We start from the raw sequence: 15298 nt of genomic DNA, 5'->3' as shown, positions 1-15298 counted from the left end.
ACACTATTCGATATTATTGGAAATATATCCAAAAGATAGTGATGATAGATGAGGAACCAATGCAACAATTAGCTAATGATGTAGACGATGTTACATTTCCATCCAAGCTCATTATAAATAATAAAGAGTTTCAATTAACGACAAAAATAGTACGAAAACAGGATTGTGGTTCAATCATTGGCACACTCTCTGAGCCACATAGAAGAGTGCTTTTTTATCTGTATCAAAATAAAGGTAATGTGATCAACAAGCAGCTTCTCAAGCGTGTTGGTTGGGCGGGGAAGGCGGTCACATCGGCTTCGGTGCTTGTCGCAGTGTGTGAAATTCGTAGGATATTAGGATGTAAATGTATACATACCATATCTAACGAAGGTTATTTGTTAAATGTTGACTCACGCTGTTGATAATCTATTCATATAATAATAATAAAAATTTAATCTCTTTACCGTATGTGTTCCTTTGATTATCTTCGAATTTAAGCGTCCATTTATAAGTGACGTTATTAAACACATCTCTTAATAAAGTTGTGTCGTTAGTTGCTCTGTTAGGGAATATTATATGAATACGGACACTTACCCTGTGATCGAAGGTAAACAGAAAGAACAGAATGAGATTTTAGAGGTAAACGGAAAGGTTATTGAGCTAAATACGAAGCTTATACGCAACCTTGAAAATGGTTATATTGTTGGAACCATGCCATTAGCTTATCGAAAGATGATTCTCTCTATGAATCGTCAACGTGGACAACTCTTCAGTGTTCGTCAGCTTAAAAATATTGGCTGGGAAGGTGAGAAGGTGACTAACTCTTCGGTCATCGTTGCTATTTCTGAAATACGCTCAATTTTAGGTGATAGTTTGATCTTAACGATCACAGGTGAAGGCTATGTTTTCCAGCCTTAATTCGCTTGAATCACTTGGTGTCGTTCGAATCAGTAGTGTAGTTTTAATAAATAGCACTATTTCAACGAATTGATCGTTAACCCCAGCCGTATCAAAGACACATCAAAAAGGGCGCTTCCTTCCGGCCAATAGCCTTTAGTGAAGAGCCCCTAGATTACAACTGCGATTCGATCACTCGCCTGCGATCTGCAGAGGAGAGCGTTTTAGACTTGCGATTAACATGTAAATCGTTGTCGCTAGTAGAGACGCAAACAGGTAAGTGAATAGTCCTGCTTGTGAATCCATAAAGCTATCCGCTACCAATGGTCCTGCGACTGAACCTACGCTGTAACACAACAACATAACCTGGGTCACTGACACTAGGTAGCTCGGATCCAAGTTACGACAACCCAAGTTAATCGCAATTGGGTAAAGTGCAAACGTCGCCATGCCTAATACAAACAAGCTCATACCAAGAACGTAAAAATCATGGTTGATAGTGAGCACGCCAATGCTTGCAACCCCTAGCAGGCAGAATAGAGCCATTAATAACACTTGTCCTATGTGGTGAGATAACCATGTCACCATTGGCTGAACAGCCATACCACCCATAATCACTAACGCCATCAAACCACCAATATCTTGATGTGCGATGTTACGTTGAGCCAGTTCTACAGGCATCAAGCCATAAATAGAACCAAGCGTTAGCCCTGAAACAATGCAACCAATCAAAGCGCTGTGACTTAGCTTGCTGATTTGCTTCAGTGATAGAGACTGCGCATCGTGAATTTGTGGTGCTGTTGCTTGTCCGTACATCAATACAATGATTGCCCCAAACAGCAGGGTGAACATTGCGATGAAAGGCACGCCGCCTGTAATTCCAAGGTATCCAATGCCAAGCTGACCAACGGCAGAGCCGCCGTATAGCGAACACATATAAACCCCTAAACGTTTCGCACGCTGAGATTCGTCACCGCTCATTAGCCAAGACTCAACAATCACAAAAATACCAGCGACAGACACACCCGCCACGAAACGAGCCAACAGCCAAACGGATTGATGTGGTGCCAACGGTAATACAAGGATCGTTGCGATAAAAATGGTCAGTGCGATAACGAACGCATCTCTGTGACCAACACGCGCGATTGCACGCTCAATCAATAACGTACCCGCTAAAAGACCTGCATAAAAGGCACTCGCCAACCAACTCGATAGGTTACTGTCTAAGCCATACTCAGACAGCATTAATGGTAATGAACTCATTAAGTAGCCTGAAGCGATCGCGTAAAAAGACAATACAATAACAGGAACAGTTATGCGAGTTGTTGGTTGGATGTTGTCCAATGCAGGAGCCTCTAAATAGTGAAAGAAACGATGAATTTTCCGCGACTATGGGGGAGAAACTGAATTGGGTAAAACGAATAAAAATGGTCGTGAAGATAAAAGAAATTTATCGCCAATCTAAACTAAAATACCATTGCGATATTTTACGATTTGGCAAAATTTTATGCGGTCAAAAAGCCGTTAAACCCTTGTTCATCGGCTATTTAATTGAGAAAGCGATCGGATAGTCATTGGCGTTATCTGATTTTAATTTAGTGCGTGATTTAGTGTTAGACGACCTCTTTACGGTATTGCCTTGGTGAACTGCCACTCCACTTACGAAACGCATGTCGAAAGTTAGCACTGTCAGAAAAACCGACGCGTTCGGATATCTCTTCAATGCTCATTTGAGTTGAAGAAAGATAGTGTCGAGAAAGATGAAAACGAACATGATCAAGAATCTTCTGATAACTCGTATCAACCGCTTTGAGGTGCCGGCGCAGCGTGCGAGAAGACATCCCCAATTCTGAAGAGATAGATTCTATGGAAGGGTAACACCCAGGTCGCTCAATCAACATCTGAGAGACTTTCTCTTTCAGACTGGTGGGCGCACTGACTTTCGCCAGCATGTCATCACACGATTTCAAACACATCTGCAGCGTAATGGTATTGGCGGTCGGAAGAGGCGAATACAAACTTGTCGCGTCGAACTGCCATTCAAGACGATCACTGTTGAATTCGACTGGACAACGGAAAATCTCACTGTACAGATCGCCATATTCTGGCTTGGGATAAGGGAACCGAATGACTTGTGAGGGGAAGGGTTGTTGCAGCACTTCTTCACACAGGCTTTGAATCGCAGTGAACCAGTATTCACAGCAAAAAGGCAGCAGCGAATCCAAATCGATAAGTTGTTCTGCGCGAAAATGCCCCACGTTGTGTTCAACAGACATAGTTTTTCTTAGCACTGGCCCTGCAAGTTGTAGATATTTAAATCCAATCAACAAGGCATCCAATAGTGTTTCACTACTGAACACCGCATACCCTAAAACACCGAAATCACTGAAACGCGCTTGTTGGCCGACTCTGAGCCCAAGACCTTCTTCGTTGGTATTTGCCAGCGCATTACTAAACACCGCCAACTTTTGCGCCAAGGTAATGTGCGTGTCTGGCGTGTTGAGTTGAAGATCATCGATGTTACTGCCTTCAAGCAGTTCTTCGATGCTGAGAGCGGGCGACATGTAACGATGCAGCAATTGAAGGTCAAGAATACCGAATGCTTGCATATCGGGTTCATAGACTGCGGTGTATTCCATAGGATGCCTCTTGTTGAATATCGTCATCTTACCCGAACTTCTAACATTTGTGCGTCAGACCTGTTCTCACTTTCCTAAGCTTGTTCAAACTTTTATCTGCTTCGTTGATGATGTGTCCGAATATCACCGGTTTTTGTCTTTTTGAAACCTGTTCGATATGTTATCAAAATGTTGTAATTTAACAAGTTGCACATTGGGTCGTACCCGTCACTTTGCGAATTAACTCGCTGCATTGTGTTCGCTACACATCAACGTACAAGCTCGTGATTAGAAGAAAGACACTTATAACGATTACAACTATTAGAACGTCTACGGTGACCGTGACTAACAAGTCTAAGCCGAATAAGGAGATCATGGATGCACAATCTTGCTGTTAACTTGGAGCGTAGCGCTTCGCTTTTTCCAACTAAAGCTGCTCTGCGTATGGGATCGGATGAAGTCAGCTTTTCTCAGTTAGAACAACTTTCTGGAAACGTGGCCGCGAATCTAAAAAGGCTCGGGTTAAAGAAAGGAGACAAGGTCGCGTTGTCGTGTCCGAACGTCACGTATTTCCCAATCGCTTATTACGGGATTCTAAAAGCGGGCTGTGTGGTGGTGCCTTTGAATGTGTTATTCAAGGCCAGAGAGATCGCTTATCACCTTAATGATTCAGATGCGAAAGCTTATTTATGCTTTGAGGGTAGTGAAGATCTGCCAATTGGACGCTATGGATTACAAGGCTTCGAACAGGCAAATCAGTGTGAACATTTTATTGAGATGCCAATCCCAATAAACTCAGGAACTCCTTCAGAAGCAAATCAGCAGCATGAATCGATTACCGACTGGATGGCACAACCTTTTACTCGTTTTGAATCCGTGGCTTGCCATGGCGATGATACCGCGGTGATCCTTTATACCTCTGGCACAACAGGTCAGCCAAAAGGCGCTGAGCTTTCTCACACCAACATGCAAACCAATGCGATGGCATCTCAGTATTTAATGAGATTGGAATACAGTGACACGACAATGGCCACACTGCCTCTGTTCCACAGTTTCGGCCAGACAGTGATGATGAACGCGAGTGTGTTAACGGGTTCGACTATGGTGTTGATTCCACGTTTTGAACCGTCACTGGTGATCGAACAGATCATTAGCCACAAAGTTAGCGTGTTTGCGGGTGTTCCAACCATGTATATCGCGCTGCTAAAGGCGGGAGAAGAGTCCTCTAGTAGTTTAGAAAACGTAAGCAAGCGCTCTGAGCAGGTTAAACACAGCTTAAGGCTTGGTGTGTCTGGTGGTGCATCTATGCCTCTTGAGGTTATCCGACAATTTGAATCTCGATTCGAACTTCCGGTATTGGAAGGTTATGGACTGTCTGAAACTGCGCCTGTTGCTACTTTTAACCATATTGATGGTGATCGCTTGTCGGGCAGTGTTGGCCAACCCTTGTGTGGTCATCTTATTAAGATTACAGACATACAAGGTAATTCAGTCGCCATGGGTGAATTGGGCGAAGTCTGCATCAAAAGTCCAAGTGTCATGAAAGGCTACTATCAAAGGCCAGAGGCAACGGCAGAAGCTATAAGAGACGGTTGGTTCCTGACGGGAGATATTGGACGCACCGATGAGCACGGCAACTTGTTCATTGTCGATCGCGTTAAAGACATGATCATCCGTGGTGGTTACAACGTGTATCCGCGTGAAATCGAAGAAGTATTGATGTGTCATCCTGATGTAGAAATGGTCGCGGTTGTGGGTGAACATCATGATCGTCTAGGCGAAGAAATTCATGCGCATGTTGTACTTCATGAACATACACAATGTGATAGCGCAGCGCTGATAGCGTGGTGTCGCGAGCAATTGGCGGATTATAAATACCCTCGTAAGGTGTTTATTCGTAAAGCGTTACCGATGACGGCGACAGGCAAGATTTTGAAGCGAGAGTTACACCCACTAGAAATCGGGGAGACAACCAATGGATAGCTATGATTTTATAATTGTTGGCGGTGGTTCTGCGGGTTGTGTCATGGCTTCACGACTGTCTGAAGACCCGAATATCACCGTTTGTTTATTGGAAGCGGGTGGTAAAGACAGCAGCCCATTTATCCATACTCCGGTTGGCGTGGTGGCTATGATGCCGACCAAACTCAACAACTGGGCCTTTGAAACCGTTGAACAACCGGGTTTGAATGGCCGTAAAGGCTATCAGCCTAGGGGAAAGACACTCGGCGGTTCTAGCTCGATCAATGCCATGATGTATGCTCGTGGGCATCGTTACGACTACGACACATGGGAAAGCTTGGGTAACTCTGGGTGGAATTATGAATCGTGTTTGCCTTACTTTAAGAAAGCGGAAAATAACGAAGTTCACCAAGATGAGTATCATGGCCAAGGTGGTCCATTGAATGTGGCTAACCTTCGATCGCCAAGTCCGATGTTGGAACGTTACTTAACAGCGTGTGAGTCGATAGGGGTTCCTCGTAATGAGGACATCAATGGTGCCGCTCAATTTGGGGCGATGCCGACTCAGGTGACTCAAATTAATGGTGAACGATGCAGTGCTGCCAAGGCTTATTTAACGCCAAACCTTTCGAGGGAAAATCTAACGGTCGTGACCAAGGCAACCACGCATAAGGTCTTGTTTGAAGGCAAGAACGCGGTTGGAGTCGAGTATGGCGCTAACGGCAAGCGTTATCAGATCCGATGCAATAAAGAAGTGATTCTCTCTGCTGGCGCCTTTGGTTCCCCTCAGTTGCTGTTACTGTCTGGTGTCGGTGCTAAAGGTGAATTAGAGATGCATGGCATCGAACAGATTCATGAATTGCCTGGAGTGGGTAAGAACCTTCAAGACCATATCGACTTAGTGCATTCGTACAAATGCAGTGAAAAGCGTGAAACTTTTGGTATTTCGCTGCAAATGGCCTCTGAAATGACCAAAGCTTTACCGCTCTGGCACAAAGAGCGACGCGGCAAGATGAGCAGTAATTTTGCAGAAGGGATAGGCTTTCTCTGCTCAGAAGATCATATCGCAGTGCCGGACTTAGAGTTTGTATTTGTCGTCGCAGTGGTTGATGACCACGCCCGAAAAATACATACCAGTCATGGTTTTACCTCGCATGTCACCTTGCTACGACCTAAAAGCATAGGCACCGTGAGACTGAATAGCTCTGATCCTTACGATCCGCCTAAGATCGACCCTGCGTTTTTCAGTCACCCTGAAGATATGGAGATCATGATTAAAGGATGGAAAAAGCAGTATCAAATGCTAGAAAGCGAAGCGTTCGATGATATCCGTGGTAATGCTTTTTATCCGGTCGATGCCAATTGTGATAAGGCTATCGAGCAAGATATTCGAAATCGTGCAGATACTCAGTATCACCCAGTCGGAACCTGTAAAATGGGACCTATTAGTGATTCATTAGCCGTGGTGGATAACGATCTTAAAGTTTATGGATTGAATAACTTGAGGGTCATTGATGCTTCTGTGATGCCAACATTAGTGGGGGCAAATACCAATGCGCCAACCATTATGATTGCCGAAAAAGTAGCAGTTCAGATCAAAGTTCAATACGGGTTTAGCAAGCAACAAACCAATGAACAGGCAGAAGACGAGATGGTTGTATAATTAAAAGAAACAGATATAACTGATTGTTTTACAGTAGGTTAGAGAGTCTTATTTTGGTAAGGATCTCTAACCTATTTTTTGTACGCTTCTTCAAGCACAAGCTAAATCAAATGCGATATAAAATACGGTCTATTTGGTCAGAGCTTGATTAAGCCATTGATCAAATTGGCCTTTTGGTAACGCACCGTTAATCGTATCGACACGTTTACCATCTTTAAACACCATTACCGTTGGAATACTTCTGATTTGATACATTGCGGCAAGTTGTTGCTGAGCTTCAGTATCAATCTTAACGAATCGAACATCTCCTGAACGCTCTTTAGCAACGTCACTGAACACTGGCGCAAAGCCAACACATGGGTTACACCATGTCGCCCAGAAATCGACAACCACAGGCTGTGAACTGTTCAAGATAGATTGGAAATTAAGTGACGTTCCCTCGATAGGAGCGCCATCGAGCAATGCTGTTTTGCATTTACCGCAGGTTGGGCTTTCTGAAATTCTTTTTGAAGGAACTCGGTTTACGCCATTACAAGAAGGGCAACGTGTGTTGAATGTAGACATAACTTTCTCTTTTTATTGCAACTCCGTGTCTAACGCGATTTACGAATCGCGCACGGAACGCTTATACTGTTTAAAACAAGAATACGATACTTAAATAAAAACAAACAATAAACAGGTAAATGATGACAAAATTTTACGCCGAAATTACTGGCTGGGGAAAGTGTCTACCACCAGCCGTGCTGTCCAATGATGATTTAAGCACTTTCATTGATACGTCTGACGAGTGGATTCGAACTCGAACTGGTATCGAAAACCGTCGTATCAGTCATGTAAATACCTCTGAACTTGCGACTGTCGCAGCAAAACATGCAATGGCGTGTGCTGGCCTAACAGCTGAAGATATCGATCTTATTATCATCGCGACGTGCAGCCCAGATTCACTTATCCCAAATACTGCATCGAAGGTTCAACAGAACCTAGGCATTAAAAGCGCAGCGGCTTTCGACCTAAACGCAGCGTGTACTGGCTTCATTTATGGTGTTGAAACGGCGACTCGACTGATTCAAGCGGGTAACTATCGTAATGCTATCGTGGTAGGTGCGGAGCGTCTGTCATTCTTCATTGATTGGACCAAGCGTGATACTGCGGTTCTGTTCGGTGATGGCGCTGGCGCAGTGGTTCTATCTCGCACAGAAGAACAAGTTGGCTTACAAGAAGCTCAGATCGGTTGTGATGCTGAAGGTCGTGATATTCTAGCAGTACCAAAATTCGGTACTTCTATGGACCGCTTTGCGGCTGATAATGGTTACTGGGACTTTGATTTCGTTGGTAAAGAGATCTTCAAACGTGCAGTGAAAGGTATGGGCGCAGCGGCACACACAGTATTGAGCCGCACAGGTATCTCAACCGACAACATTGACGTTGTGATTCCGCACCAAGCCAACATCCGAATTATTCAAACTCTGTGTGATATGGCGGGTATTGATCGCGAAAAAGCGTTTGTAAATATCCAAAACTACGGCAACACATCCGCAGCGACTGTGCCAATAGCATTGTGTGAATCGCTAGAACAAGGTTTCGTTAAGCCGAACGACAACATTCTTGTTGCGGCATTTGGTGCGGGTTTAACGTGGGGTGCTGGCCACATCAAATGGGGTAGCCGTGTTGAACCGTTAGGTCAATCAGATGCTAAGCTTCCAGAAGCCGACAAATCTGCTTTAGAGCTTCTAGAAAGAGCCATTTTACACTGTAAAACACACCCAAATTCAGCGAGCGAATAACGCTGGTGGGTACAGTAAGCAAAGTACGTCTTATGACGAAAGCCGACCTTGATGGGGCGGCTTTAGTCCACCAAGCTACGTTTGTTCGACAACAGAACTCAAGAGGTTGGTTACAATGTAACTTAAATGCCGCGCCGCGCTTTCTTAACTTTGTTGCAGAGAGTGAAGGTGAGATCGTGGGTTACATCATCTGGGTTCAGAAAAGCGGCTTTAGACCTGAAGCTGTATTGGAGTTAGAACAACTTGCGGTATTACCAAGCGCACAGGGTAAAGGATTGGGCAAAAAGCTGATTCTAGATTCTTTGCCGCAGGTAAAACAGCATTTGGCGGAGCAAGGCTCGACACTAAAGCATGTTTTAGTGACCACCAGAGCGGATAACTTTGCACAGAAACTGTATCAGTCGACATTGGGTGCAGAGGTCGAAACCACGATTTCAAACCTGTACTCTGCGGATGAAGTGCTTATGATAGCTCGCAATGTGGGTGAACGAATCTGATCGCTGAGTTCTTAGAACCAATTATAATCAGCGATAAATATTTGACTAGGGACTTGTAGAGTCCCTTTTGTTATTTCTTAGGAAGTGTTTTGAAGAAAGTTTTAGCAATTGGCTACGTTTGGCCAGAACCGAACTCATCGGCGGCAGGTAGCCATATGATGTCTCTTTTACGCCTGTTCAAGAGACAAGGTTGGTCCGTTGAATTTGCAACGCCAGCTCAAGAAACCGAGCACATGATTGATCTCTCCGAAGAGGGCATCACGAGCCAATCTATACAGTTAAATTGCGATAGCTTTGACCAGTACATTGAAAAGCTTGAACCCGATGTCGTGATGTTTGACCGTTTCATGATGGAAGAGCAGTTTGGTTGGCGTGTTGAGAAGGTATGTCCGAACGCGTTTAAGCTGTTGGATACTGAAGACTTACAGTTTCTGCGTAATGCGCGCCATGAAGCGGTTAAGAAAGAGGCTGAACTGACCAAAGCGCACTTGTACAGTGACTTAGCTAAACGTGAAATTGCCGCTATTCTGCGCTGTGATCTTTCGTTGATCATTTCAAGTTTCGAGATTGAATTACTGCAATCTGAATTCAATATCGATCCCAAACTGCTTCATCATCTGCCTTTCATGGTTGATCTCAATACGCTTCCTGAAAGCACGAAAAGCTTTGAAGAACGTAAGCATTTCATGACGATAGGTAACTTTAGACACGCTCCGAACTGGGATGCAGTGCTTCAGTTACAGAAGATTTGGCCGAAGATCCGCAAGCAGTTGCCTGACACGGAACTTCATATTTATGGATCGTACCCGCCGCCGAAAGCGACGGCTTTGCATAACCCTAAAACTGGCTTTCATATCAAAGGTTGGGCTAAAGACGCTCAAGAAGTGATGGAACAGGCTCGTGTGTGTGTAGCACCTCTACGATTTGGCGCAGGCATTAAAGGTAAGCTGCTAGATGCGATGAAGCTACAGACTCCGAACGTGACCAGTGAAATCGGCAGCGAAGGCATGTTGCCGCAAGGTGAACTGCAATGGCCGGGCGCAGTTACTGATGATATCGATGAGTTTGTCGAAGCTGCGGTTACACTCTATAAAGATGAAGAGAAGTGGCTTAAGGCTAAAAGCCAGTGTCACTCAATCCTTGAAGCGCACTATGAACAGAATCAACTGGGCGACACCTTGATTGAGCGATTAACTACGTTAGAGTCTGAACTTGAATCTCATCGACTGGATAACTTCTTTGGTTCGATGCTCAAGCACCACAGCATGGCAAGCACCAAGTACATGTCGCAGTGGATAGCCGAAAAGAACAAGACTAAGTAACTGACAATACTGCCGAATTAAATCACAAGCCCTTAGGTTAACGCCTAGGGGCTTTTTTCATGTGGGAAGCTTTTCAATTCCAGACTTACAAACCGAAACATAGTGGTATTGTATTAGCATTGACTAATTTACATTTATTAGTAAACTCTAATTTATCTTGTGGCGAGTTAAATTTAAGTTTGTGGATAGGAGAGGTCGGTGATGAGTTTAATACCTTGGGATGCATTGTTCGGTGGCATGTTGTTAGGTGCGTCGGCAATTATTCTTATGTTAGGAATAGGGCGAGTAGCCGGAATCAGCGGTATTGTTAGCCGACTATTGCCATTAGGTTCGCACAATAGTGCAAGCAAGGATTCTCAATCAGGTTTGGACAAGAACATTGAGAAGACCGAAAAATGCTGGCGCATTGCCTTTGTTGTGGGAATGAGCGTAAGCGGTTGGCTATTGATTCCGACGGGTTACCAACTTCCACAGTTAGAAGAGATGAATTTCATTTTAGTCATTATTGCTGGCCTTTTGGTTGGCTTCGGTACTAAAACAGCGAACGGTTGTACTAGCGGCCACGGCATTGTGGGAATGGCTCGTTTATCTAAACGTTCTATTGTTGCGACCTGTGTATTTATGGGTGTGGCAATCGTAACCGTGTTTATCAAGAATCTAATTGGCTTGGGGGCATAATGAAAAACGCTTCATTTACTATCGTTATTGGTTTGGTCGCAGGTATTCTGTTTGGGTCTGGAATGATCATCTCAGGCATGGTTGATCCTGAGAAAGTGCTCGGCTTCTTAGACATTACCGGTAACTGGGACATGAGCTTGGCATTTGTGATGGGCGGTGCGCTACTGGTGTTCGCTCCATTTTATCACCTAGTTATTAAAAAGCGCGCTAAAGCGTTTAATGGTGAGCTGTTAGATAGTCGTAACAATCCGTTAATAGACAGAAAGCTGATTCTTGGTTCTACAGCATTTGGATTAGGTTGGGGGCTGGCAGGCTTTTGTCCGGGACCTGCGGTGACGAGTCTCAGTGGCGGTAACCCGACGGTGTGGGTGTTTATGGTCAGCATGCTGGTGGGAATGTGGCTAGCGGGTCGTACGAATAAAACTTGCTAGCGTTAAACCTCTCGCTTATCGAATAGGCTTTATATGAGCATTTGAGAGGCTGACGCGCTTTAATTTGAAAGCCAGTCAGCCTCTTTTTACATCTGTATTTAATAGTTGATGGTCGTTGACACTGGGCAATGGTCGCTGAGTTTGTAGTCCAACACATCTTGCGTTTCAAATACCTTTTGCTTCGCAGGTGATGCATTCAATGAATTGCTAACGACAATGTGATCAATCACTGAGCGGAATTGGTGTGTACGGTGGTTATTACGATTTGAGCGGACCTTACAATCTGCTCGAGTTTCTCTTGTTGCCAACTGAGCATCGGTATTTTGCGTCATATCTTTCCACATCCAATCTCTTGAATAGGAGAGGTTGTGGTTAAAGTCGCCCAGAATCGCGAAGTCTTCACCTTTGCGTTCTCTTTGTTGTATCCATTTATTCAGTTGTTGAGCTTGTTCTTTGAGCCTTGAACAGTCGCGGTTAGACTTATACGCGCCGCTGCAACCCGCCTTTAAATGCACTGACAACATGTGAATTGGTTTTGTGTCCGTTTCTACAACCATATAGCTGGCAAACCTAAGCTTGCTGTTAGCACTCGTTTCCAGAGGAAAGTCAGCGTAGTCAGTGAGAGCGATTCCTTTACGAACCGCGAAGCCCGTATATTGGTTCACTTCTTTGAATTGTCGGTTACTGTTTTTGGGCAATGCTCGGTCAGACATTAAGATCTCATATTGATCGCCAGCGATGCGTTGAATGGCATTTACGTCATCGACTTCTTGAAAAGCAACCACATCCGCATCTAAGGATTGGAAATACTGTTTGAGTTTATCGAAATCCGCTTGATCACGTTGATCAGAAAACTTATTCACAGCCACATTGGTTGATAACCATTCGATATTCCAACTGGATATGGTCAAAGGTTCAGCAAATGTGTGGCTACTGAGTAAGCAACCTAGCATTACCCACTTTTGAAGTCGTTTCATCCCAAATATCCCTAATTTTGTCATCCAATATAGTTGAGCCGTTATCCTACAACACTTACCAAAAATTCAACTCTTTTTAGCAGTTTTTTTATTGTTACATTGTTTCTTTTCGACTTGAGAACTCACGTAATAATATTGGATTTATCTTGTTCAGCGTGCGCGTTTTATTGATCCAAATCAATACTCAAAGTTGGTGGTTCTCGTTAAATACGCCACAATATCTAGTGTTAGTTAAACGATAAATCGCTCTATATAGTGTGTTTGTGGATAAGTCTGTGAATACCTCAAGAGTAAGGAGAAGTGGTGAAATCAATCGTAATCAAGCGTGATGGCTCAAGAGCTCCATTCAGTAGAGATCGCATCCAAGCTGCAGTGGAAGCAGCATCAGACAAAGCCGATAAGGAAATTGCTATTTATGCTCTGAATGTGGCATTGGCAGTTGAGTTGAAGCTCGAAGACTACGATGAAGTTCATATCTCTGAAATTCAAACTATGGTCGAGAACGAGCTAATGCAGGGACCTTATAAGTCTCTGGCTCGTGCCTACATTGAATATCGTCATGACCGCGACATCGCACGTGAAAAGCAAAGCGCTTTAACGCGTGAAATCGAAGGCCTGATCGAAGAAAGCAATGTTGATCTGATCAATGAGAATGCCAATAAAGATGGCAAAGTTATCCCAACTCAGCGTGATTTGCTGGCGGGTATCGTGGCTAAACACTATGCGAAAACTCACATTTTGCCGCGTGACATCGTACAAGCTCACGAGTGTGGCGACATCCACTACCACGATCTAGACTACGCACCGTTCTTCCCAATGTTTAACTGTATGCTTATCGATCTGAAAGGCATGTTAACGCATGGCTTCAAGATGGGTAACGCGGAAATCGACACACCTAAGTCTATTTCTACGGCAACAGCGGTAACCGCGCAAATCATCGCGCAAGTAGCGAGCCACATTTACGGCGGCACGACGATTAACCGCATCGATGAGGTTCTTGAACCTTACGTTATGGCGAGCTACGAGAAGCACCTATCGCTAGCAAAAGAGTGGGACATTCATAGCCCAGAAGCTTTTGCTATCTCTCGTACTGAGAAAGAGTGTTACGACGCGTTCCAATCTCTGGAATACGAAGTAAACACGCTGCATACAGCTAACGGTCAAACACCATTCGTTACGTTTGGTTTTGGTCTAGGCGAAAGCTGGGGTTCAAAACTTATCCAGCAATCTATCTTGAAGAACCGCATTGCAGGTTTAGGTAAGAATCGCAAAACAGCCGTGTTCCCTAAACTGGTCTTTGCAATCAAAGATGGCTTGAATCACCAGAAGCAAGATCCAAACTACGACATCAAGCAATTGGCGCTTGAGTGTGCATCTAAGCGTATGTACCCAGACATTCTTAACTACGACAAAGTAGTAGAAGTGACAGGGTCATTTAAAACGCCTATGGGTTGCCGTAGCTTCTTGAATACTTACGAAGAAAACGGTGAGCTGATTCATGAAGGACGTAACAACCTAGGTGTTGTTAGCTTGAACTTGCCACGCATTGCAATTAACGCAAAACAAAATATGGCTAAGTTCTACGAACTGCTTGATGAAAAACTCAAGCTAGCTCGTCGTGCGTTAGAAACTCGTATTTCGCGTCTAGAAAACGTGAAAGCGCGTGTTGCTCCAATCCTATACATGGAAGGCGCGTGTGGCGTTCGCTTGAAAGCAGACGACTCTATTGCCGATATCTTCAAGAATGGTCGTGCATCTGTTTCTCTTGGTTACATTGGTATCCACGAAGCAATGACTGCACTTTACGGCACTGACGTTCACCTTTACGACGACGGCGAAATGCGTACAAAAGCGCTTGAGCTGGTGGAATACATGAAGCGTGAAGTGGAATCTTGGACCAAAGAAACTGGTTACGCGTTCAGCCTATACGGCACTCCAAGTGAAAACCTATGTAGCCGTTTTTGCAGCATCGATACCAAAGAGTTCGGTGTGATTGATGGCGTAACAGACCGTGGTTACTACACCAACAGCTTTCACCTAGACGTACAGAAGAAAGTGAACCCATATGACAAGATCGATTTCGAGATGCCTTATCCTGAAATCTCTAGCGGTGGTTTTATCTGTTACGGCGAATTCCCGAACATGCAGAAGAACATCGAAGCACTAGAAAACGTATGGGACTACAGCTACACACGTGTTCCTTACTATGGCACCAACACGCCAATTGATGAGTGCTACGAATGTGGCTACAACGGTGAGTTCGACTGTACAAGTAAAGGCTTTACGTGTCCTAAGTGTGGCAACCATGACTCAACGAAAGTATCGGTAACACGCCGTGTTTGTGGTTACCTTGGTAGCCCTGATGCACGACCATTTAACTTCGGCAAGCAAGAAGAAGTTAAACGTCGCGTGAAGCACCTTTAGTCAGGCCTAAGATCATTAGTTAGTTTACTTAGAAGATCTACGTTTCACGAAACAAGATTGGTA

At 44.4% G+C, this 15298-nt stretch carries 14 protein-coding genes; 10 read left to right on the top strand and 4 right to left on the bottom strand.

The window, feature by feature from the left end:
• Positions 1–59: 59 nt before the first annotated feature.
• Positions 60–404 carry a winged helix-turn-helix domain-containing protein gene (locus tag IHV80_RS21380; RefSeq protein WP_192890882.1) on the top strand — a complete coding sequence of 115 codons (345 nt, stop codon included), beginning with the start codon at positions 60–62 and terminating at the stop codon, positions 402–404.
• A 154-nt stretch (positions 405–558) separates the two neighbouring features.
• Positions 559–900: a helix-turn-helix domain-containing protein gene (locus IHV80_RS21375; protein WP_192890881.1), complete on the top strand. Its 342-nt coding sequence runs from the start codon at positions 559–561 to the stop codon at positions 898–900.
• A gap of 171 nt (positions 901–1071) precedes the next feature.
• On the opposite strand, the gene IHV80_RS21370 is transcribed toward IHV80_RS21375, so the two are convergent.
• Both IHV80_RS21370 and IHV80_RS21360 read right to left on the bottom strand, forming a co-directional pair.
• Entirely contained in the window at positions 1072–2223 is a 1152-nt protein-coding gene (locus tag IHV80_RS21370) for an MFS transporter (protein ID WP_192890880.1), read from the bottom strand.
• A gap of 269 nt (positions 2224–2492) precedes the next feature.
• Positions 2493–3518, bottom strand: coding sequence for an AraC family transcriptional regulator (locus IHV80_RS21360; protein WP_192890878.1), 1026 nt, complete (start codon positions 3516–3518; stop codon positions 2493–2495).
• A gap of 357 nt (positions 3519–3875) precedes the next feature.
• Here IHV80_RS21360 and IHV80_RS21355 point away from each other — a divergent pair, with 357 nt between their 5' ends.
• Positions 3876–5480 (top strand): long-chain-fatty-acid--CoA ligase, encoded by a 1605-nt coding sequence (locus tag IHV80_RS21355; RefSeq protein ID WP_192890877.1) that lies wholly within the window; start codon positions 3876–3878, stop codon positions 5478–5480.
• Positions 5473–7122, top strand: a complete 1650-nt coding sequence (locus IHV80_RS21350; RefSeq protein ID WP_192890876.1) for a GMC family oxidoreductase — start codon at positions 5473–5475, stop codon at positions 7120–7122. Before IHV80_RS21355 ends, IHV80_RS21350 begins: the two co-directional genes overlap by 8 nt.
• A gap of 129 nt (positions 7123–7251) precedes the next feature.
• Here the strand turns inward: IHV80_RS21350 and trxC are convergent, their stop codons facing one another.
• A complete protein-coding gene (gene trxC / locus IHV80_RS21345) occupies positions 7252–7686 on the bottom strand; it encodes a thioredoxin TrxC (protein WP_192890875.1) in 435 nt (144 codons plus the stop codon).
• A gap of 122 nt (positions 7687–7808) precedes the next feature.
• Here trxC and IHV80_RS21340 point away from each other — a divergent pair, with 122 nt between their 5' ends.
• The 5 genes from IHV80_RS21340 (at position 7809) to IHV80_RS21320 (ending at position 11834) form a co-directional block, all read left to right on the top strand.
• Positions 7809–8906, top strand: a complete 1098-nt coding sequence (locus tag IHV80_RS21340; RefSeq protein WP_192892193.1) for a ketoacyl-ACP synthase III — start codon at positions 7809–7811, stop codon at positions 8904–8906.
• A gap of 32 nt (positions 8907–8938) precedes the next feature.
• Positions 8939–9403, top strand: a complete 465-nt coding sequence (locus IHV80_RS21335; protein ID WP_192890874.1) for a GNAT family N-acetyltransferase — start codon at positions 8939–8941, stop codon at positions 9401–9403.
• A gap of 89 nt (positions 9404–9492) precedes the next feature.
• A complete protein-coding gene (locus IHV80_RS21330) occupies positions 9493–10725 on the top strand; it encodes a glycosyltransferase (protein ID WP_192890873.1) in 1233 nt (410 codons plus the stop codon).
• Between the two features lie 201 nt (positions 10726–10926).
• The gene (locus IHV80_RS21325) at positions 10927–11403 is read left to right on the top strand and encodes a YeeE/YedE family protein (RefSeq protein WP_192890872.1); all 477 of its coding nucleotides are present in this window, start codon (positions 10927–10929) and stop codon (positions 11401–11403) included.
• Complete coding sequence (locus IHV80_RS21320; protein WP_192890871.1) at positions 11403–11834, top strand: YeeE/YedE family protein; 432 nt, start codon at positions 11403–11405, stop codon at positions 11832–11834. The genes IHV80_RS21325 and IHV80_RS21320 overlap by 1 nt, the downstream gene beginning before the upstream one ends.
• A 98-nt stretch (positions 11835–11932) precedes the next feature.
• On the opposite strand, the gene IHV80_RS21315 is transcribed toward IHV80_RS21320, so the two are convergent.
• The gene (locus tag IHV80_RS21315; RefSeq protein ID WP_192890870.1) at positions 11933–12811 is read right to left on the bottom strand and encodes an endonuclease/exonuclease/phosphatase family protein; all 879 of its coding nucleotides are present in this window, start codon (positions 12809–12811) and stop codon (positions 11933–11935) included.
• Between the two features lie 303 nt (positions 12812–13114).
• On the opposite strand from IHV80_RS21315, the gene nrdD reads away from it, so the two are divergent.
• Positions 13115–15235 carry an anaerobic ribonucleoside-triphosphate reductase gene (nrdD, locus tag IHV80_RS21310; RefSeq protein WP_192890869.1) on the top strand — a complete coding sequence of 707 codons (2121 nt, stop codon included), beginning with the start codon at positions 13115–13117 and terminating at the stop codon, positions 15233–15235.
• The last annotated feature ends 63 nt before the right edge of the window (positions 15236–15298 follow it).

Source organism: Vibrio bathopelagicus, assembly GCF_014879975.1.
GTDB lineage: Bacteria > Pseudomonadota > Gammaproteobacteria > Enterobacterales > Vibrionaceae > Vibrio > Vibrio bathopelagicus.
Note: the sequence above shows the minus strand (reverse complement) of the source record. Positions and strands in the feature narration are given on the sequence as shown.